This window comes from Mycobacterium sp. 155 (assembly GCF_000373905.1).
In the GTDB taxonomy this organism is placed as follows: domain Bacteria; phylum Actinomycetota; class Actinomycetes; order Mycobacteriales; family Mycobacteriaceae; genus Mycobacterium.
Window position 1 is genome coordinate 1,271,572 of record NZ_KB892705.1, and the last position, 20,455, is coordinate 1,292,026.

The following is a 20,455-nucleotide window of genomic DNA, read 5'->3' on the forward strand; positions in this document are numbered from 1 at the left end:
GCTCAAGCATGCTTAGTTATCGCAGCTGACGCCGCGACGTTTCGGTAGTCGACGGCGGACTCGGTGTGCAGCGCGTCCATCAGCAGGTCACAGTGGTCGATCAGCCTGGCCCGCAACGGTGCGGCTCGCTCGGCGATATCCTGCTGGGCGCGGACGTATTCAGCACGGCCGGCTGGGGTTTCGATGGCGATCGGTGCAAAACCGAAGTCGCGCAGGTCGTAGGGGCTGGCCCGCATATCCACCGCCCGCGCGTCGGCAGCGAGTTCGAGCGCATCCATCACCAGCTCGGCGGCCAGCAGCGGGCCCAGCTTGTAGGCCCACTTGTAGCAGTCCATGGCCGCGTGAATACAGCCGGGCTGCTCGGTGCTGATCTGCGTTTCGCGGGTCAGCCGCTGGTCGTTGCGGGCGACGGCCGGTTCGGTGAAGAACCGGAAAGCGTCGAAGTGGCTGCAGCGCAGCGGCATCGAGTCGACCACCGCGTCGGTTCCGGCAGCACCGAGCCGCAGCGGCACCTGGCCGTGCCGCTTCTCGTGTGCGCGGTACACCATCGCCCACTCGTGCAGGCCGAAACAGTTCAGCCGCGCCGGCCGGCTCGTGGTCGCGCGTAGCAGCCGCGCGACGAACCGCACGGTCTCGGCGCGGGACTGCAGATGCTCGCGGGTGACACCGACACCGCCGGGAAGGCTGCCGTATCCGCTGGCCCCGAGATAACGCCGGGCTGTCAGCCCGTCCAGCACCACGCCGAATCCCGGATGCCAGCGGCGCAGCTGGCGCGGCCGCAGGCTGTAGTAGGTGAACAGGAAGTCCCACACCGGATGGGCCTGGCCCTGTTCCCGGCGGCGCAGGTGCGGGGTCAGGAAACCGTCGACCCGGTCGCGGTGACGACGTTCCCGGTCGGTCCAGTCCTGCTCGTCGAGCACCGATTCAGACACGGTGGGTTCCGTCGCGCACGGTACCGACGAGATCCTCTACGAGGTCTTCCAGCGCGACCATCGCCGTGACGGCGCCGCCGGCCGCATCATCGGTGACGAGGGCCAGGTGGCTGTTGCTGCGCCGCAGCCGCGACAGCGCGTCGGGCAGCGGTAGGGAGGCGGGCACTTGTGGCAGTGGCCGCACCATGGATACGTCGAGCACGGCGTCGGGGTCGTTGACCTCCGGAAGAACATCCTTGATGTGCAGGTAGCCGATGAATTCCCCGAACGAATCGGCCACCGGGAAACGGGAGTAGCCGGTCTCGGTGAGTGCCTGCTCGACGGCGCCGACCGTCGGTCCCGAGCCTGGGGCGGCGACGCGAATGGCATGCATCTCCTGCAGCGGCATCGCGACGTCGGACACTTTCCGGGTCCGGGTCTGCAGCGCCCGGGTCAGGCGGAGGTGCTCCTCGGCATCCAGCAGGCCCTCCGACAGGGATTCAGCAATCATCTCCGACAGTTCGGAGGTAGAGACTGCGGATTCCAGCTCGTCGCGAGTCTCGACCCGGAACAGCTGAAGTGTGGCGTTGGCGCACCAGTTGTAGAACGCGATGAACGGCCGGGCTGCGCGGATGTAGACCAGATAGGTCGGGATCAGCAGCATGGCCGCTGATTCAGGGCCGGCGATCGCGATGTTCTTCGGCACCATCTCGCCCAGCAGCACATGCAGCGTCACGACGATCGCCAGCGACACCACGAACGAGACCGTGTGCAGCACAGTGTCGGACACCCCGACCAGCTCGAATGGTTTGGACAGCAGATGGGCGACCGCGGGTTCGCCCACGCGGCCCAGCAGGATCGAACACACCGTGATGCCCAGCTGTGAGCCCGCCAGCATCAGCGACAGGTTCTCGCCCGCCCGGATCACGGTCACCGCACTGCGTTTGCCCTGCTCGGCCAGCGCCTGCAACCGGTCCCGGCGGGCCGAGATGAGGGAGAATTCCGAAGCCACGAAGAACGCGTTGGCGGCCAGCAGCAACATCGTGAGCAGCACGCCGAAGACATCACCCACGATTTTCGTCCCCCTGTTCAGAGCGCCGGCCCAGTGCGGTCAGCTCGAGCAGGTCGATGCGACGGCCGTCCATGCGGACCACTGTCGCCAGCCAACGCGCCGGCTCGTCGGTCGGGTGGTCCGGGTCGAACGCGGCCAGCTCGACGGCTTCGCCGGTCTCCGGAATGTGGCCGAGCTCCTGCAGCAAGAGACCGCCGATTGTCTCGTACTCACCCTCGGGGGCACGGAACCCAGTCTCAGCCGCGACCTCGTCGATGCGTAGCAGACCCGAGACCTGCCAGCCGCGGCCCGCCGGCACTACATCCGGCGTCGCGTCGTCGTGCTCGTCACGCACATCGCCGACGATCTCTTCGATCAGGTCCTCGACGGTCACCATGCCCGCGGTGCCGCCGTACTCGTCGACGACCAGCGCGGTCTGAAGTCCGTTGGCGCGTATCTGGGCCATCACCGCGTCGCCGTCGAGCGTCGAGGGAACCCTTGCGACGGGCAGGGCCAGCGCGGCCAGCCGGATCCGGGCGCGTTCGTCCCGCGGGACAGTGAAGATCTGTTTGATGTGCACGACGCCGATGGTCTCGTCGAGGTCGCCTTCGACGATCGGAAAGCGTGAGTAGCCGGTGCGTATAGCGAGCTCCAGCAGGTCGGCGACCGTTTCGTGGGCCTCCAGTGCTTCGATCTTGGACCGCGGCGTCATGAGTTCCTCGGCGGTGCGCTCGCCGAACCGCAACGACCGATCCACCAGCAGCGCTGTGGTCGGGTCGAGGGAGCCGCTGCGGGCCGAATTGCGCACCAGCGACATCAGTTCCTGGGCGGAACGCGCCGATCGGAGTTCCTCCGCGGGTTCGATGCCCAGCCGGCGCAGGATCCAGTTCGCGGTGCCGTTGGTCACGCGGATGACAGGAGTGAACACCGTCGAGAACAGCACCTGGAACGGCGCCGCGGCGCGGGCCGTCGGAACAGGGCGGGCCACCGCGAGATTCTTCGGAACCAGCTCGCCGAACACCATCGACAGCGAGGTCGCGATCAGTATGGCGAAGAACAGCGACAGGCCACCGGCGATGTTGGCAGGGATTCCCAGCGCGTCCAGCCCGGGCCGGACCAGCCGTCCGACGACGGGTTCCGCGAGATAACCGGTAGCCAGCGTGGTGATCGAGATGCCGACCTGGGCGCCGGAAAGCTGGAAAGACAGGGTCCGGTGGGCGCGCCGAACCAGCTGGTCGCGGCGGTCACCGCTGCGGGCGTTGGCCTCGACGGTGCTGCGTTCCAGGGCGGTCAGCGCGAACTCGGCGGCGACGAACACGGCAGTGCCCACGGTCAGCAGCACGATCGCCAGGATCGAGAGCAGCGAATAGACCAGCTCGGGGCTCATCGGGTGCTCGCCAGGGGAGCGCCGGGCAATGAGCCCGGCCGACTAGTAGAGGGGTCGCCTGTGTCGGCGTCCGACGATGTCTGCTGTTCCGCGGAGAAGGCCGGTTCAGAACCGGAGGCCTCAGCGGGCGCCTGCGGCACGTGAACCCTTTCGGTCGGTTGGCGCAGCGAGATCTGGCCAGCAGTGAATGCGATAGGCGTCCATCTTATCGCGGCTGCCGATGGTCGGCTGCGTCACCAGCCACTGGGTAGCGGGTGGCCTTCGGCGAATCCGGCCGCCGACTGCACCCCCAGCACCACCTTCTCGTGTAGTTCGGGCAGGGTCGCGGCACCGACATAGGTGCAGGTGCTACGCACCCCGGAGGTGATGTGGTCGAGCAGGTCTTCAACACCACCCCGCGCCGCGTCCAACGACATCCGCGAGGTCGAGATGCCCTCCTCGAAGAGTGCCTTGCGGGCCTGGTCGAACGGGCTGTCGGCGGCGGTGCGTGCCGCCACCGCACGTTTGGAGGCCATGCCGTAGCTCTCCTTGTACGGCCGGTCGTCGCGGTCGCGCAGCAGATCACCGGGCGATTCGTAGGTGCCGGCGAACCACGAACCGATCATCACGTTCGACGCGCCGGCGGCCAGCGCAAGCGCCACGTCGCGTGGGTGGCGCACCCCGCCATCGGCCCACACGTACCCGCCGAGTTGTCTTGCCGCAGTAGCACATTCGACAACCGCGGAGAACTGAGGCCGGCCCACCCCGGTCATCATCCGGGTGGTGCACATGGCGCCGGGGCCGACCCCGACCTTGACGATCGTGGCGCCGGCCTCGATCAGGTCGCGGGTGCCCTCGGCGGAGACCACGTTGCCCGCCGCCAGTGGTACGCCGAGATCCAGCGACGCCACCGCCTTGATGGCGTCGAGCATCTTGAGCTGGTGCCCGTGTGCGGTGTCGATGACCAGCAGATCGGCGCCCGCCTCGACCAACGCGCGGGCCTTGCCGGCGACATCACCGTTGATGCCGACGGCCGCGGCCACCCGCAGCCGACCGGCGTCGTCGACCGCGGGTGTGTAGATGCCGGCCCGGATCGCGCCGGTGCGGGTCAGCACCCCGGCCAGGGTGCCGTCGGTCGCGGTGAGCACCGCGACATCGACCGGGGCGTGCTCGAGGAGGTCGAACACCTGCCGCGGATCGGTGCCGACCGGTGCGGTGACGAAGTCGGACAGCCCGACGTCGCGGACCCGGGCGAACCGGTCGACCCCGATACAGCTGGCCTCGGTGACCAAGCCGATCGGCCGGCCCGCCCCGGTTGTATTGCTCCTCGCGTCCGCCCCGGTTGTATTGCTCCTCGCGTCCGCGGCGACCACCACCGCCGCGCCATGAGCCCGCTTGTGGAGCAGCGCCATGGCGTCGGAGACGGAATCGTCCGGACCGAGCACAACCGGGGTGTCGGCGACCAGATCCCGGCTCTTGACGAACTCGACGGTGTCGGCCACCGCGGTGATCGGCAGGTCCTGCGGTAGCACCACGATGCCGCCTCTGCGCGCGATCGTCTCGGCCATCCGGCGACCGGCCACCGCCGTCATGTTCGCCACCACCACCGGAATGGTGGTGCCGGACCCGTCGACCGTGGACAGATCGACATCGAAGCGGGACGCCACGTCCGACCGTCCCGGCACGATGAACACATCGTTATAGGTCAGGTCGTACGGCGGGGTGTGTCCGCCAAGAAACCTCACGGCATCGAATCTACTCAGGCCTGGACTTCGCTGCGGTCCCCGCTCCACAGGGTGTGGAACTTCTGGTCCGGCTCGGCATCGGTGCGCCCGTAGGTGTGCGCGCCGAAGAAGTCCCGCAGGCCCTGGGTCAGCGCCGCAGGCAGCCGTTCGGTGCGCAGCGCATCGTAGTAGGACAGTGCCGACGAGAAGCCCGGGATCGGGATGCCGAGGGCGGTCGCCGTGATCACGACGCGGCGCCAGCTGTCGATCGCGGCCTCGACCGCGTCGCGGAAGTACGGGGCGGCCAACAGCGTGGCCAGCTCGGAGTCGGCGTCGTATGCCTCTTTGATGCGGTTGAGGAACTTGGCCCGAATGATGCAGCCGCCGCGCCAGATGGTGGCCAGGTCACCGGGGGTGACGTTCCAGTCGTACTCGGTGCTACCGGCCTGGATCTGGTTGAACCCCTGGGCGTAGGCGACGATCTTCGAGGCGTACAGGGCCTGGCGGACGTCCTCGATGAATTGCTTGCTGTCCGTTGGCCGGTCGCCGAGCTCTCCGGCGGCGAGCCCGACCGTGGCTTTGCGCTGCGACACCGAGCCGGACAGTGCCCGGGCGAACACGGCTTCGGCGATGCCGGTGACCGGTACACCGAGGTCGAGCGCGGACTTGACGGTCCAGCGTCCGGTACCCTTCTGCTCGGCCTCGTCGACGACGACGTCGACGAGCGGCTTGCCGGTCTTGGCGTCGACCTGGCGCAGTACCTCGGCGGTGATCTCGACCAGGTAGCTGTCCAGCTCGCCCTTGTTCCATTCGGCGAACACGTCGGCGATCTGGGCGGCAGTCAGGCCGAGCCCGTCGCGCAGCAGCTGGTAGGCCTCGCCGATGAGCTGCATGTCGGAGTACTCGATGCCGTTGTGCACCATCTTCACGAAATGCCCGGCACCGTCGGGACCGATGTGGGTGCAGCAGGGCACGCCGTCAACGTGGGCCGAGATCTCTTCCAGCAGCGGCCCGAGCGATTTGTACGACTCGGCGGGACCGCCCGGCATGATCGACGGGCCATTGAGCGCGCCCTCCTCGCCACCGGAGATGCCTGCACCCACGAAGTGCAGCCCACGCTCGCGGATCGCCTTCTCACGGCGGATCGTGTCGGTGTAGAGCGCATTGCCGCCGTCGATGATGATGTCGCCGGGCTCCATGGCGTCGGCGAGCTCGTTGATCACCGCATCGGTCGGGTCGCCGGCCTTGACCATGATCAGCACGCGCCGCGGCTTCTCCAATGCGTCGAGGAATTCGGCGATGGTCTCGCTGCGGACGAACTTGCCCTCGGATCCATGTTCGGCCAGCAGGGCGTCGGTCTTGGCCACCGAGCGGTTGTGCAGGGCGACGGTGTAGCCGTGCCGCGCGAAGTTGCGGGCGATGTTCGAGCCCATCACTGCCAGGCCTGTCACCCCGATTTGTGCCGTACCGGTCGTACCCGTGTTCGTCATGCAGCAGCCTTTCGTTGTTTTGTTGTTGCAAAACGTAATTCTGTCTGCGGTGCGATCCCGGATAGCAGTCTTAACCGGTGAACAGCCGGCGCAGTTCGGTCAACCAGGGTACAGCCACCGCGACGGTGGGTATGACGAGGACGGCGACCGCAGTCAGGTATGCGGTCACGGCGAGTGGCACGCTGTTGGGTTTTCCGCCGAGCCGACGCACGCGGATCACCGTCGTCGGTCCGCCCGCAGCCAGCGCCCCCGAAGGGGTGCTGCCCGAGGCGCACACTACCAGGGCGCGCGCCAGCGGCGTGGGCCCGGCTGCGCGCACCGCAGCATCGTCGGCTAGGAGTTCGATCAGCAGCCGGACCGCGTCGAGTGCGCTGCCACTACGGACGAACCGGGGGAATGCGGCGTGCACCGCGGTGAACATCTCCAGCACCAGATCGTGGCGGGCCCGTAAGTGTGCTCGCTCATGGGTGATGATGGCGGCGATCTCACTGTCGCACAGCGTGGTCAAAGTGCCCTCGCTGACCACCACGCGACTGCGCACGCCTGGCAGACAGTAGGCCAGCGGCTGGGGGACATCGAGGATGCGAAGGCCGGCGCGCTCGAGCGGGAGCGACGCACCGGCAGAGGTGCAGAGATGCGGTGGTAGCCCGTCGCGCGATTTGCCGAGCAGGTCGACCATCATGCGGTGGTACGCGCGCCTGCGTCGGGTGGCGATGGCAACCCGCAGCACGGCGAGGCACAGTCGGGCGCCGATGAACAGGGTGACGGTGAACACCACGACGTAGGTCAGCCAGAGCGGCCAGCCCAGTGCGTCAATCTCCCCGGTCACGGTGGCCGTCGGACGTCCGTCGGGGCCGGGCACGAACAGCCTGCTGGCGATGGCGATTCCGGCCGAGAATGCCGACAGCACGGCAGCCAGCGCGATGGACTGCCACAACACGATCGCCGCGCGTGGTGCGCGCAGTGGCCAGGACGCTCGCGCCAGCATCGCGGGCACTGGTCCAACCAGAGCCAGCGCGACGAGGGTGAAGGCCAGCGCGGACACGCCGTAAGTCTCCCTCAGGAGATGCCGGAATTGCCAGCAGGTGGAGGGATTCGGTCCTCGCTCTCCAGCTCGGCGAGGGCGCGGCGTAGGGCTTCGGCTTCGTCTGCGCCGACACGTTCGACGAAATTAACGAGTGCGGCTTGACGGCTACCGGAGTCCGCGGCCTGATCAAGGGCATCGACCATGAGACCGGCGACCAGCTCATCGCGGCCGTGGGTGGGCGCATAGCGATGCGCCCGATCGTCACGATGCTGCACAACGAGGTTCTTCTTGGCGAGTCGTTGCAGTACGGTCATGATCGTGGTGTAGGCCAAGTCGCGGCGGGCGGCCAGCGCCTCGTGGACTTGGCGAACCGTTTGGGGTTCGGGTGCAGACCACAGGTGGTCCATAACCTCGCGCTCCAGCTCCCCGAGGCGCGTCAGTTTGGCCATGTTCCGTTCACTCTCCTGAGCAGTAAAACCAGGGTACTACGGGGTTACTACCGCGTGTCGTATCGATTCTTCGGTGGCCTGCGTATGGCGGTTTTCGGGCGGTTAGCCCAAGGTCAGCGCACGTTCTGTGAGGCCTGTGAAACCAGTCACAGGTACTGGCCCATGGTCACCAAATAGATATAGTAAGGCTAACCTAACTCATTTGGGAGCCTTGGGAGGTGTCATGACGGTCGTGGTCGAAGACCCGCTGATCGCGGGTATGGCCATCAGGCGGACGCTGCCGCTGCATCAATCCAGTCGACGCTTGCGTGAGCTGTATCCGGAGTGTCCGCGGGTTTACGGCGTGGCCGTGATGCGGGACTTGTCGCGGCGGCGGTGGTGGCCTCTGGCCGAGGCTCTCACGGCCGATCGGCTGCAGCGCATGTTCGACGCGGCCATTGCCGAAACGGACAACCGTGCGGCTGTGACGCAACAATTGGCGGCAACGTTGGCACACGTGGTCGTCGGCCGGGTGGTACCGCTTCTGGTGTTGGAGGGCCGGGCCTGGGACACGGGGCTGGAGAACCTCTGGGTGCACGTCGACTCGGAGGGGGCCATCGACTGGGTCGGAGTGGTCGACCCGATCCTTCGGGCGCTGCCCGACGACGCCTACTTCAGCGGCCGGCAGGCCCGTATTGCCGACTCGGCACGCGACGGCATCGTGGCGCTGCCCAACGAGGCCGCGCTGACCACCTGGGTGGCGCATCGCAGTCACCGCGCACTGGAACCGCTGTTCGATCGACTGATCGAGATCAGTGGCGCTGCCATATCGGGTGTGGCCATGTGGCACATGGTCGGAGCTGCGGTCGTCGGCGCCGCTACGCAGGTGCCGCTGCTGGCGGGATCCAGTGAGCTCGTCAGCATGCGGAGGGGTCAAGCAGTGCTGGATGCGCTGGCAGGGTTCGGGTTGCCGGTTCGTGGCGCCGGGCGGGCGGGGAAGGTCTTGCTTAATTAGGGCAGGCTTGCCTATTATTTAGTGACAAGCTAACGGACCGTGCCGGAGTCCTGAGGGCTGCAGAGACCCCCGGTCCGCTCGAAGGGCGGGTCCCGCGTGTAGCGCGGGACCCGCCCGCTCCTTTGCGGCGGTTCACCGTGTAGACACGAGGACTGTGACCACAAGCGTGCCCGAGGATCTGGTTAGAGGATTCGACAACGAGATCGGACTGAAGTTCGTCGACCTCAGTCCTGACGGCGGTCAGGCACAGCTGAACATCACCGAGAAGCTGTTGCAGCCGTGGGGAATCACGCACGGCGGCGTCTATTGCACGATCATCGAGAGCCTTGCCAGCGTGTCTGCCCACATCTGGCTGTCCGAACACGGCGGCGGGACGGTGGTGGGCGTCAACAACAACACCGACTTCTTGCGCGCGATCGGATCCGGCACCGTCACGGCGGTTTCCACGCCGATCCACAGAGGCCGCCGCCAACAGCTCTGGCTGGTCACCATCACCGACGAGAACCACAAGCCGGTCGCGCGCGGCCAGGTACGGCTGCAGAACCTTCCGCCCGAGTAGTCCGCGCACGGTGTACAGAGACAGCCAGGCCACCTGGCGAGGTGACCGGCTGTCTACCGGCTCGATGCTAGGAGGCTGCCTTCTCGGTCTCTTTGGCCGACGCGGCGATTTCCTCGAGTTCCTCGATCCTGGTTCTGGCGTAGGCCTGCTGCTCGGTGATGGTGAGCTGCCCGCGCTGGCGGCTCAGGAACGTCACCGCCCAGGACATCAGGGTCGCGACCTTCGTCTTGAAGCCCACGAGGTAGATCAGGTGTAGACCTAGCCAGGCCAGCCAGGCGAAGAACCCGCTGAACTCGAGCTTGCCGATCTTGGCGACGGCGTTCCACTTCGAGACCGTGGCCATCGAGCCCTTGTCGAAGTATTTGAACGGCGTCCGGATCTTCGGGCTGGTGCCGTCGACCTCGCGCTTGATCAACTTGGCTGCGTAACGCCCACCCTGGATCGCGCCCTGTGCCATACCCGGTACGCCGTCCACCGCCGCCATGTCGCCGACGACGAAAACATTGGGGTACCCCGGGATGGTCAGATCGGGCAACACCTTGACCCGTCCGGCCCGGTCCAGCTCCACGCCGCACTGGGCGGCCAGATCCTCACCGAGCGGGCTGGCTGAAACCCCGGCCGACCACACCTTGCAGGCCGAGTCGATTCGGCGGAGGCTGCCGTCTTTGTCCTTGATGGTGATGCCGTTTCGATCGACATCGGTGACCATGGCGTTGAGCTGGATCTCGACGCCCATCTTCTCCAAACGGGCTTTGGCCCGCTGGCCGAGCTTCTCACCCATGGGCGGCAGCACGGCGGGCGCAGCGTCGAGCAGGATGACGTGCGCCTCGGTGGGGTCGATGAGACGGAAACTGCCCTTGAGTGTCTGGTCGGCGAGTTCCTGGATCTGGCCGGCCATCTCGACACCGGTGGGGCCGGCGCCGACGACGATGAACGTGAGCAATTTCTTGCGCCGCTCGGGGTCGCTCGACCGCTCGGCCTGCTCGAACGCGCCGAGGATGCGCCCACGCAACTCAAGGGCGTCATCGATGGACTTCATCCCGGGTGCGAACTCGGCGAAATGGTCGTTGCCGAAGTAGGACTGTCCGGCGCCCGCGGCGATGATCAGGCTGTCGTACGGCGTTGTATAGGTGTGCCCGAGCAGCATCGAGTCGACGGTCTGCTTCTCCAGGTCGATATGGGTCACGTCACCCAGCAGAACCTGCACGTTGTGCTGCTTGCGCAGGATCAGGCGGGTGGGCGGGGCGATCTCACCTTCCGAGATGATGCCGGTGGCCACCTGGTACAGCAGCGGCTGGAACAGGTGGTGAGTCGTGCGCGCGATCAATTTGATGTCGACGTCGGCATGCCTGAGGGCCTGCGCGGCGTTCAAACCACCAAAACCCGACCCGATGATAACGACCTTATGCCGATCCGATGCCGTAGCTACGGGATCGCTCATTCACTGCTCCTCGCCGACGTTTGGCTTTCAATAGAATCAATCAATACAACCGACAGGGTAGTCCGCAGCCTTCCCATCAGCTCGGTGAGATAGCTCATGGCACCGACTGTTTACCCTGATGTCGACGGTTCGAATGCTTCGCCGACGCTGGTATTTCAGGCGAAGCCCGCAAGGGCGCCCCGACCGACGTGCATCGTCTGGCCGGTGATGTGGCGGGCGGCCGGTGTGGTCAGGAACACCGCGAGCCGCGCGATCTCGTCGGCCACCGATTGCGGGGTGCTGCTCAAGCCGTCGTAGCCGGGATTCGAGCCGCGGCCCGGAGCGACGGCGTTGATCGTGATCCCGCGGGCGCCGAAATGACCCGCCTGACCGGCGGTCCAGTCGGCCAGCGCGGACCTGATAGCGGCCTCCGCGCTGCCCTCGCGAGGGGTCTCGGCGACGATGTTGACGATGGTGCCGCCCGAACGCAGGTGATCGCCGATGATTTGGATCGTCAGCGCCGCCGACACCACCGTGGCATCGAGCGCTTCGCGCCACGCGGCAGCGTGGTCAGCCAAGGTGAAGGTGCGCGGATCCTTGGCGTCCCAACGGGGTGCCGGGACATTGACCAGGGTGTCGATGTGGTGCGGGAACTGCGGTCCGGCTTCTTCGAGGCTGGCCGGGTCGGTGGCGTCGAAGACGATCGACTCGACTTCGAGTTCCTTGGCGGCGACCTCCAGGTCGTCACGGCGACTGCCGGCGATTATCACGTTGTGGCCGGCGTCCTTGAACCCCGTCGCGATTACGCGACCAAGCTCGGTATCGCCACCGGTGACCAGCACCTCCGCCATGATGTACCTCCATGTACCTGGGGATCGCCGCCCGGGCGGGGACGATCACCCGTCGATGTTACTGGAGGGTAGCAATCTGGCGAAACCTGACGCGCGTCTATCCGGCGGTGGGTTCCCCTATGGTTTGTGCCATGACGCGGACCATTGCGGGTTCGGCCCGGTCGTGAACACAAGTCCCGGCCTGCCGCGGTGGATCTATCTGCCGGCCGCGCTCGGAGCCGCCTTCGTGGTACTGCCACTGCTGGCGGTGCTCGTGAAGGTGGACTGGACCCGGTTCTGGACGCTGATCGCCAGCGATTCGTCCACGGCAGCGTTGCTGCTCAGCCTCAAGACCGCGACCGCCAGCACGCTGCTGTGTGTGCTGTTCGGCGTCCCACTCGGGCTGGTACTGGCGCGCAGCGAGGGCCGGGTCGTGCGGCTGACCCGTCCACTGATCCTGCTGCCGTTGGTGTTGCCGCCGGTGGTCGGCGGAATCGCGCTGCTGTATGCGTTCGGTCGGCTCGGCATCATCGGCCGCTACCTGGAGGCTGGCGGCGTGCATATCGCCTTCACCACGACGGCTGTGGTGCTGGCGCAGACCTTTGTCTCGCTGCCGTTCCTGGTGATCTCGTTGGAAGGAGCGGCGCGTACCGCGGGAGCCGAGTTCGAGGTGGTGGCCGCGACCCTCGGGGCGCGGCCCAGCACGGTCTGGTGGCGGGTGACGCTGCCTCTGCTGGCACCTGGCCTGTTGTCGGGTGCGGTGCTCGCGTTTGCCCGGGCGTTGGGGGAGTTCGGTGCCACTCTGACGTTCGCAGGTTCGCGTCAGGGGGTGACCAGGACCTTGCCATTGGAGATCTACCTGCAGCGGGAGAGCGATGCCGATGCTGCCGTGGCGTTGTCCGTGGTGTTGGTCGTGGTGGCCGCGGTCGTGGTGGTCGGGCTGGGTGGCCGCAGGTTGCGCTCGGGGGCATGGGCATGACGGGGCTGGCCGCACGTGCGGTGGTCGCCCGCCGGGGGCTCGACCTCGAGATGACGGTGCCACCCGGTGAGGTACTGGCGGTGCTCGGCCCCAATGGCGCGGGTAAGTCGACGACGTTGCACGTCATCGCCGGTCTGGTCGAGCCCGACGCGGGTTGCGTCCAGATCGGCGATCGGGTGGTCACCGACACCGACACCGGTATCCACGTGCCGACCCATGCGCGTCGGGTCGGGTTGATGCTGCAGAACCCGCTGTTGTTCCCACATCTGAGCGTCGGTGCGAACGTGGCGTTCGGTCCGCGCAGTCGGCATCGGATGGGCAGGGCAGCCGCGCGTGCTTGCGCTCTGCGTTGGTTGACCGAGGTCGACGCCGGTGATCTGGCCGACCGCACACCACGTCAATTGTCCGGCGGCCAGGCGCAGCGGGTGGCGTTGGCCCGCGCATTGGCCGCTGAGCCCGATGTATTGCTGCTGGACGAGCCGATGGCAGGGCTCGATGTAGCGGTGGCTGGTGCGATGCGCAAGGTGTTGCGTCGGGTTCTGACCGTGGACGGACGGTGTGCGGTGCTGATCACCCACGACCTGCTCGACGTGTTGACGCTCGCCGACCGGGTGGTGGTGATCGAGGCCGGCCATATCGTCGAGAGTGGTTCTGCGGCAGCGGTGTTGGCGGTGCCGAAAAGCCGTTTTGCGGCACATTTCGCCGGCGTCAACCTCGTCGCAGGCGTCGCGGCCGGTGCAGGTGACCTGACGACGGCATGGGGTGCGAGCTGGCACGGCACACCGACCGGGGATGTGGTGCCGGGTCGCCCGGCGGTCGCGGTGTTTGCGCCGTCGGCGGTGGCGGTGTACCGCGACGAGCCGCACGGCAGCCCCCGTAATACCGTCGCGGTCACCGTCGCCGAGCTGGACAGCCGTGGGCCAGGGATCCGGGTGCGCGCTGATGAGCAGCCTGACGGGGCACCCGGGCTGGCCGCCGACGTCACTGCGGAATCGGCCGCCGAGCTCCGGCTGACGCCGGGGGAGCGGGTCTACTTCACAGTCAAGGCGCAGGAGATTGCGGTCCATTCCGCGCCGTAACGGTACTTGCTGCACAGGCGATAACCGGTGAGATCGAGGCCTGCTCAGGCCCCGCCGCGGGTCCGGCGTGGCGCCTGCGGCCTTGCCATGTCAGCAATGCGGTAACTATGTGCTGACAAGCGTATTAATGATGTGTAGCAATCGTCGGATTAAACACTTTGAGAGCAACGCACACTTGCGTCACGGCGGTAACACGGTAGTTTCTTCCCCATGGACGAGTCGGACGCGATGTCTCCTCGACGCAGGGGTCTGTCGAAAAAGCTGGCACTGGCCGCGGTGACCGGTGCGACCGCGGTGGCTGTGGCGCTGCCAGCAGTGGCGCAAGCCGATCCTGAGCCGCCGCCTCCGCCCCCCGGCAACACGTCCCAGCCCGCGGCTCCCGCCGACCCCAACGCGCCGCCTGCCGCGCCTGCTGCGCCTGCGGACCCTGGTGCACCCGCCGCCCCGGCCGCTGCGCCTCCGGCACCCGGCGCGCCGGAACCGGCACCCGCCGATCCGAACGCGCCTCCTGCGCCGGCGGCACCCGCGCCGGAGCCAGGCCGCGTGGACAACGCGGCGGGCGGTTTCAGCTATGTCGTTCCGCAGGGCTGGAAGGTCTCCGACGCCACCCAGTTGTCCTACGGGCAAGCCCTGCTGACGAAGATTCCGCCGGAGGGCACGCCGGAGCCGCCCAACGACACCAGCGTGCTGCTCGGCCGGCTCGACCTCAAACTGTTCGCCGGTGCCGAAGCCGATAACGACAAGGCCGCGGTCCGGTTGGCGTCGGACATGGGTGAGTTCTTCATGCCGTTCCCGGGGACACGTGTCAACCAGGAGACCGTTCCGCTCGATGCGAACGGATTGGCTGGCGCCGCTTCGTATTACGAGGTGAAATTCACCGACGCCAACAAGCCCAACGGCCAGATCTGGGCCGGGGTGGTCGGCAATCCCACACCCGCGGGCGCGCCGCGTGGCCAGCGCACCCCGGAACGGTGGTTCGTAGTCTGGCTCGGGTCGGCCGATCACCCGGTAGACAAGGACGCCGCGGTGGCCCTGGCCAATTCGATCCGGCCGTGGACGCCGCCCGCCGCGCCGCCGCCGGACCCGAATGCCCCGGCCGCGCCGCCTGCTGACCCGAACGCCCCGGCTGCGCCGCCTGCTGACCCGAACGCCCCGGCTGCGCCGCCTGCTGACCCGGCCGCGCCGCCGCCACCGAACGCTCCGCCGGCGCATCCTGCGGTCGGTGTACCGGTTCCGGTCACCAACGCCCCGCCGGAGATGATGCCGCCGTCCTGACGGGCGGTCTGGGGCCTACGGACCGACATACGGCACGTTGCCGGCCAGGTTGTTGATGTTCATGAGGTAGCAGTTGGTGCCGCCGAAGCCCATCGCTCCTGCTGTCACACACCGCTGGAACGTGCCGTCCTGCCCGACTGGCCCGTCACAGGTCGTACCGCCGCCCCACGGCGTCCATCCGCCCTGGCAGCCGGCAGCGGCCGGGGACGCCGTCGTCAGTGCGATACCGCTTGTCGCCAGTACGGTGACTGCCAGCCCAATGAGAGCCTTCATCGTCCTCTCCTCGTGGAGCCCGCGGGTTGCGTTTGCTGGCGCCGCAGTGTGACAGGTGGTGCGAATGTGATGAAAGTGGCTGGTGTGAGATAGCTGGTAAAGCAGCCGAACATCCAGTACCGCGAGGGTGGGTGGTTGATCCGAATCGCTTACCCGGAATATCTGTGCTGTACATTGCGACCTCCGTGCCCCTGAGGCGTCGCATCCGCGTGGCGCCGCACCTGATCCACGGCGAGTTGCCAGATAAAACAAAGGATAGCTGCGCAACGACACGCCGACAATGTGATAACGATTTGCTCGACCGCATATCGATGCCGGGGCAAATAGTCCTGGTAGACCGGCCATCGTCGGCCGATCGTGCTCAATTCGTCAGATGAATTGTTATTTTCGGTTGGTACACCTGAGAGAGGCCCCGCGGGCCCCGCTGGGCTGAGCCAGCGACAGGCAGGAGAAACTGCAATGGATGTAATGGCGGCGACTGAGTTCCTCGCCCGCTCCACGACGCTGACCAGTGTTGGCTGGATCGGCTATGTAATCATCGGCGCGCTTGCCGGTTGGATCGCAGGCAAGATCGTCAAGGGTGGCGGCTCAGGCATTCTGATGAACGTCGTCATCGGGATCATTGGAGCGTTGATCGGCGGCTTCTTGCTGAGCTTCTTCCTCAACACCGCCGCGGGTGGTTGGTGGTTCACCCTGTTCACGGCAATCCTCGGGTCGGTGATCCTGCTCTGGATCGTCGGGTTGGTCCGCAAACGCAGCTGACAGCTCTCCCGATGACCAGTGGGAGCATGGCCGCGTGGCAGGTCGCCAATCCCGGCCCGGTGAGCACGAACCCGCTGCAGCGGGTGACGGTTCCGATTCCGGAGCCGTCACCCGGTGAGCTATTGGTGGCGGTGCGCGCCTGTGGCGTGTGCCGCACCGATCTGCATGTCGCCGAGGGTGACCTGCCTGTGCACCGGCCGCGGGTGATCCCCGGGCACGAGATCGTCGCTGAGGTGGTCGAGGTCGGCCCGGACACCGACGGTGGTTTTGTCCCGGGCGATCTTGTGGGCGTCGCCTGGTTGCGGCATACCTGCGGACAGTGTGCTTACTGCCGTCGCGGCAGAGAGAATCTGTGCCCGCAGTCGCGGTACACAGGATGGGACGCCGACGGCGGATACGCCGAATTCGCCACCGCGCCGGCATCTTTTGTTCACCGGCTGCCCGAGGGCTACTCCGATGCCGAACTGGCACCGCTGCTGTGCGCCGGCATCATCGGATACCGCGCGCTGCGGAGAACGGACCTGCCGCCGGGTGGCCGGCTGGGCATCTACGGTTTCGGCGGCAGTGCACACTTGACCGCCCAGGTGGCAATGGCTGAGGGTGCCACGGTCCATGTGATGACGCGCGGCGAGGAGGCACGTGAGCTGGCGCTGGCGCTGGGTGTGGCGTCGGTGCAGGGCAGCGCCGACCCGCCGCCCGAGCCACTCGACGCCGCGATCCTGTTCGCGCCGGTGGGGGAGTTGGTCCTGCCGGCGATGGAGGGATTGGACCGCGGCGGGATCCTGTCGATCGCCGGCATCCACCTCACGGACATCCCGGTGCTGAACTACCAGCGGCACCTGTTCCAAGAGCGCGAGATCCGGTCGGTGACCGCCAACACCCGCGACGACGCCCGAGAATTTCTGGCCTTCGTCGGCGCCCACCGAGTCGAGGTCACCACGCCCCGATATCCGATGAACCGTGCCGCCGACGCGCTTGCCGATCTGGCCGCCGGGCGGATCGCCGGGGCGGCGGTGCTGCTGCCCTGACGAATCTAGGCCGACAGATGCCAGACCAGCGCCGCGGCCAGCGCACCGAGCCCGTTCAACGACCAGTGCAGAGCGATCGGCGCCAGCAGGCTGCCGCTGCGTCGACGCAACCAGGTGAACACGAACCCGGCAAACCCGGTTGCCACCACCGCCATGACGACTCCGGCCACCATGCCGAAGATTCCGCCGCCCAACAAGCGGGTGAATCCCACATTGCCGCTGGTCAACCCCAGCGAGCTGGCGATGTGCCAGAGACCGAACAGCAGCGAACCACCCGCGGCGACACCGCGGAAACCCCAGGCCCGGTCGAGCGCGCCGTGCAGGACGCCGCGGAAGGCCAACTCCTCGGGAATCACCGTTTGCAACGGGATGATCACCATCGAGGCGATCAATGCGCCCGAAATGGTCGCGTAGTGGTTGTTCATGAACATCGGCCGCGTCCATGGCAGTAGCGCGCCGACGGCGATAACCGTCAACACCACGGCGACCGCCGCCAACGCGTAACCGGCACCCGAACGCCAGTGCTCGCGGCTAAGACCCAGCTCGGCCCAACCCAGACCGCGTGCCCGCACAAGGACTAGCAATCCGAGTGCCGCCGCGGGCACGGTCGCGACACTGGCCCACGGTGTGGTGAAGTGCGCAATCACATTCGTCAGCGTCAGCACCACGATCACGACCCCGATATCGGCGTAGATACGGAAGTGGTGCAACGCCGACAGCTGGCCCACCAGGGGATGCTCTGCTACCGCGGCGTGGTCAGACATAACTTGCCCAGTATACCGGCGTGGCGCAATAGCCCAGGTCACATCCGTTGCCAGGTCCACTCCGAGATCGCCGGATCGTCCTCACCGTGTTCACGCGTGTAGCTGCGCGCAGCCAACCGGGCATCGACCATCTCCTGCCGCAGGCCCGCGGCGCGAGCCGACAAACCCTCGACCCGGTCGATGACGTCCATAACCAGGTGGAACCTATCCAGGTCGTTGAGCATGACCATGTCGAACGGCGTCGTGGTAGTGCCCCGCTCCTTGAATCCACGCACATGGAGCTGGTCATGGTTGGCGTGTCGGTAGGCCAACCGGTGGATCAGCCACGGGTAGCCGTGGTAGGCGAAGATAACGGGCCTGTCGGTGGTGAAGACCGAATCGAATTCGCGCTCGGACATTCCGTGCGGATGCTCAGATTCAGGTTGCAGCCGCATGATGTCGACGACGTTGACCACGCGGACCTTCAGTTCGGGCAGGCGGCGGCGCAGGATGTCGGCCGCGGCCAGGATTTCGAGCGTCGGGATGTCACCGGCACAGGCCAGCACCACATCGGGTTCTTCGGAACCAGTACTGGCCCATTCCCAGATCCCCAATCCCCGGGTGCAGTGTGCGATGGCCTCGTCCATCGTCAGATAGTTCAGCGCCGGTTGCTTCCCGGCGACGACGACGTTGACGTAATCACGGCTGCGCAGGCAGTGGTCGGCGACCGAGAGCAGGGTGTTGGCATCCGGCGGCAGGTACACCCGCACTACCTCGGGCCGTTTGTTGGCCACATGATCGATGAATCCGGGGTCCTGGTGCGACGCGCCGTTGTGGTCCTGGCGCCAGACATGCGAGGTCAGCAAGTAATTCAGCGACGCGATCGGCCGCCGCCACGGCAGGTGCGAACTGCTGAACAGCCATTTGGCGTGCTGGTTGAGCATCGAGTCGACGATGTGCACGAACGCCTCGTAGCAGTTGAAGAGGCCGTGGCGGCCGGTCAGCAGGTAGCCCTCCAGCCAGCCCTGACACAGGTGTTCGGAGAGCACCTCCATAACCCGGCCGTCGGGCGCCAGATGGTCGTCGCCGGGTTCGATCTCGGCCAGCCAGGCCCGGTCAGTCGATTCGAACACCGATGCCAACCGGTTGGACGCGGTTTCGTCGGGGCCCATCAACCGGAACCGGTCGGGGTTGCGGGTGATCACGTCGCGCAGGAAGCCGCCGAGTACGCGGGTCGCCTCCGCGGTCTCGGTTCCAGGTCGGTCCACAGCGACGGCATAGTCGGTGAAGTCGGGCAGGTCGAGGTCACGCAACAGCAGCCCGCCGTTGGCATGCGGGTTCGCACTCATCCGCCGATTGCCGGTGGGTGCGGCGGCCCGCAGCTCCTCTCGCAATGCGCCGGTCTCGTCGAACAGCTCCTCGGGACGGTAGCTGCGCAGCCACTCGTCAAGTTGTGCGAGGTGCGCGGGGTTGGTGCGGGTTTCCGACAGGGGCACCTGGTGCGAGCGCCAGGTGCCCTCTACCTGCTTGCCGTCGACCTCCCTCGGGCCGGTCCAGCCTTTCGGCGTGCGCAGGACGATCATCGGCCACAACGGCCGGCCGGGTTCGCCGTCGAGCCGCGCCGCGCGCTGGATCGCGGCGATCTGGTCGAACGCGTCATCGAACGCCGCAGCCAACTGCTGATGGACATCTGCCGGGTCGTCGCCGGCGACCGTGATCGGCCGATAGCCGTACCCATACAGCAACGAGTCGAGTTCCTCGGCGGGAATGCGCGCAAGCACAGTGGGATTCGCGATCTTGTAACCGTTGAGATGCAGGATCGGCAGCACCGCGCCGTCGGTGACCGGGTTGAGGAATTTGTTCGAATGCCAACTCGCCGCCAGCGGTCCGGTCTCGGCTTCACCGTCGCCGATCACGCAAGCCACCACCAGGTCAGGGTTGTCGAAAGCCGCGCCGTACGCGTGCACCAGCGCATAGCCCAGCTCGCCACCCTCGTGGATGGAACCCGGTGTCTCGGCCGCGACATGACTGGGAATGCCGCCGGGAAAAGAAAACTGCCGGAACAGCTTCTGCAGTCCGTCGGTGTCCTCGCCGATTCCGGTGTAGACCTCGCTGTAGGTACGTTCCAGGTAGGCGTTGGCCACCAGTCCCGGGCCGCCGTGTCCTGGCCCGGTGATGTAGATCACATCGGAATCGCGCTCGCGGATGATGCGGTTGAGGTGGGCATAGATGAGGTTCAGTCCCGGGGTGGTGCCCCAGTGGCCGAGCAGGCGGGGTTTGACGTGCTCGGCGACCAGCGGTTCCCGTAGCAGCGGATTGTCCAGCAGGTAGATCTGCCCGACCGACAGGTAATTGGCGGCGCGCCAGTAAGAATCGATAAGCGTCAGTTCGTCATCGGACAGCGTCGAGGTGAGTGCCTGTGCAGTCATCTGTCCCATCATGGTGGTGCCCGGTAAACAACGGGTAAGAATTATTGACGCCGACGGCAGCGATAT

19 protein-coding genes are annotated in these 20,455 nt (G+C 66.7%); 7 read left to right on the forward strand and 12 right to left on the reverse strand.

Features of this window, described 5'->3' with window-relative positions:
- Window positions 1–2 precede the first annotated feature (2 nt).
- From B133_RS0105890 to B133_RS0105920, 7 genes are all read right to left on the reverse strand, one after another.
- The gene (locus B133_RS0105890) at window positions 3–932 is read right to left on the reverse strand and encodes a hypothetical protein (protein WP_018599795.1); all 930 of its coding nucleotides are present in this window, start codon (window positions 930–932) and stop codon (window positions 3–5) included.
- Entirely contained in the window at window positions 925–1,983 is a 1,059-nt protein-coding gene (locus tag B133_RS0105895; RefSeq protein WP_018599796.1) for a hemolysin family protein, read from the reverse strand. The genes B133_RS0105890 and B133_RS0105895 overlap by 8 nt, the downstream gene beginning before the upstream one ends.
- The gene (locus tag B133_RS0105900) at window positions 1,976–3,349 is read right to left on the reverse strand and encodes a hemolysin family protein (protein WP_018599797.1); all 1,374 of its coding nucleotides are present in this window, start codon (window positions 3,347–3,349) and stop codon (window positions 1,976–1,978) included. The genes B133_RS0105895 and B133_RS0105900 overlap by 8 nt, the downstream gene beginning before the upstream one ends.
- Before the next feature lie 233 nt (window positions 3,350–3,582).
- Entirely contained in the window at window positions 3,583–5,073 is a 1,491-nt protein-coding gene (locus B133_RS0105905; protein WP_018599798.1) for a GuaB1 family IMP dehydrogenase-related protein, read from the reverse strand.
- A gap of 14 nt (window positions 5,074–5,087) precedes the next feature.
- A complete protein-coding gene (gene gndA, locus B133_RS0105910) occupies window positions 5,088–6,542 on the reverse strand; it encodes an NADP-dependent phosphogluconate dehydrogenase (RefSeq protein ID WP_018599799.1) in 1,455 nt (484 codons plus the stop codon).
- A gap of 70 nt (window positions 6,543–6,612) precedes the next feature.
- Complete coding sequence (locus B133_RS0105915; RefSeq protein ID WP_018599800.1) at window positions 6,613–7,587, reverse strand: M56 family metallopeptidase; 975 nt, start codon at window positions 7,585–7,587, stop codon at window positions 6,613–6,615.
- Between the two features lie 14 nt (window positions 7,588–7,601).
- Window positions 7,602–8,018 (reverse strand): BlaI/MecI/CopY family transcriptional regulator, encoded by a 417-nt coding sequence (locus B133_RS0105920; protein ID WP_018599801.1) that lies wholly within the window; start codon window positions 8,016–8,018, stop codon window positions 7,602–7,604.
- A gap of 223 nt (window positions 8,019–8,241) precedes the next feature.
- Here B133_RS0105920 and B133_RS0105925 point away from each other — a divergent pair, with 223 nt between their 5' ends.
- Together B133_RS0105925 and B133_RS0105930 are read left to right on the forward strand one after the other, a co-directional pair.
- Window positions 8,242–9,012 (forward strand): hypothetical protein, encoded by a 771-nt coding sequence (locus tag B133_RS0105925; protein ID WP_026256025.1) that lies wholly within the window; start codon window positions 8,242–8,244, stop codon window positions 9,010–9,012.
- Between the two features lie 154 nt (window positions 9,013–9,166).
- Window positions 9,167–9,571: a PaaI family thioesterase gene (locus B133_RS0105930; RefSeq protein ID WP_026256026.1), complete on the forward strand. Its 405-nt coding sequence runs from the start codon at window positions 9,167–9,169 to the stop codon at window positions 9,569–9,571.
- Between the two features lie 67 nt (window positions 9,572–9,638).
- Here B133_RS0105930 and B133_RS0105935 read toward each other — a convergent pair whose 3' ends face one another.
- Complete coding sequence (locus tag B133_RS0105935) at window positions 9,639–11,012, reverse strand: NAD(P)/FAD-dependent oxidoreductase (RefSeq protein ID WP_018599804.1); 1,374 nt, start codon at window positions 11,010–11,012, stop codon at window positions 9,639–9,641.
- 155 nt (window positions 11,013–11,167) lie between these two features.
- Window positions 11,168–11,842, reverse strand: coding sequence for an SDR family oxidoreductase (locus tag B133_RS0105940; protein WP_018599805.1), 675 nt, complete (start codon window positions 11,840–11,842; stop codon window positions 11,168–11,170).
- Window positions 11,843–12,005: 163 nt separating this feature from the next.
- On the opposite strand from B133_RS0105940, the gene B133_RS0105945 reads away from it, so the two are divergent.
- From B133_RS0105945 to B133_RS0105955, 3 genes are all read left to right on the forward strand, one after another.
- Window positions 12,006–12,800, forward strand: coding sequence for an ABC transporter permease (locus B133_RS0105945; protein WP_018599806.1), 795 nt, complete (start codon window positions 12,006–12,008; stop codon window positions 12,798–12,800).
- On the forward strand, window positions 12,797–13,879 hold the full coding sequence (locus B133_RS0105950; RefSeq protein WP_026256027.1) for a sulfate/molybdate ABC transporter ATP-binding protein: 1,083 nt from the start codon (window positions 12,797–12,799) through the stop codon (window positions 13,877–13,879). Before B133_RS0105945 ends, B133_RS0105950 begins: the two co-directional genes overlap by 4 nt.
- A gap of 210 nt (window positions 13,880–14,089) precedes the next feature.
- Window positions 14,090–15,154 (forward strand): APA family fibronectin-binding glycoprotein, encoded by a 1,065-nt coding sequence (locus tag B133_RS0105955; RefSeq protein ID WP_018599808.1) that lies wholly within the window; start codon window positions 14,090–14,092, stop codon window positions 15,152–15,154.
- Between the two features lie 15 nt (window positions 15,155–15,169).
- On the opposite strand, the gene B133_RS0105960 is transcribed toward B133_RS0105955, so the two are convergent.
- Window positions 15,170–15,427: a hypothetical protein gene (locus B133_RS0105960; protein WP_018599809.1), complete on the reverse strand. Its 258-nt coding sequence runs from the start codon at window positions 15,425–15,427 to the stop codon at window positions 15,170–15,172.
- A gap of 459 nt (window positions 15,428–15,886) precedes the next feature.
- On the opposite strand from B133_RS0105960, the gene B133_RS0105965 reads away from it, so the two are divergent.
- Window positions 15,887–16,189 carry a GlsB/YeaQ/YmgE family stress response membrane protein gene (locus B133_RS0105965; RefSeq protein WP_026256028.1) on the forward strand — a complete coding sequence of 101 codons (303 nt, stop codon included), beginning with the start codon at window positions 15,887–15,889 and terminating at the stop codon, window positions 16,187–16,189.
- Window positions 16,190–16,200: 11 nt separating this feature from the next.
- On the forward strand, window positions 16,201–17,217 hold the full coding sequence (locus B133_RS0105970) for a zinc-binding alcohol dehydrogenase family protein (RefSeq protein ID WP_085974173.1): 1,017 nt from the start codon (window positions 16,201–16,203) through the stop codon (window positions 17,215–17,217).
- A gap of 5 nt (window positions 17,218–17,222) precedes the next feature.
- On the opposite strand, the gene B133_RS0105975 is transcribed toward B133_RS0105970, so the two are convergent.
- A complete protein-coding gene (locus tag B133_RS0105975; protein WP_018599812.1) occupies window positions 17,223–17,981 on the reverse strand; it encodes a CPBP family intramembrane glutamic endopeptidase in 759 nt (252 codons plus the stop codon).
- A gap of 38 nt (window positions 17,982–18,019) precedes the next feature.
- The gene (locus B133_RS0105980) at window positions 18,020–20,389 is read right to left on the reverse strand and encodes a phosphoketolase (protein ID WP_026256029.1); all 2,370 of its coding nucleotides are present in this window, start codon (window positions 20,387–20,389) and stop codon (window positions 18,020–18,022) included.
- Window positions 20,390–20,455: the final 66 nt, after the last annotated feature.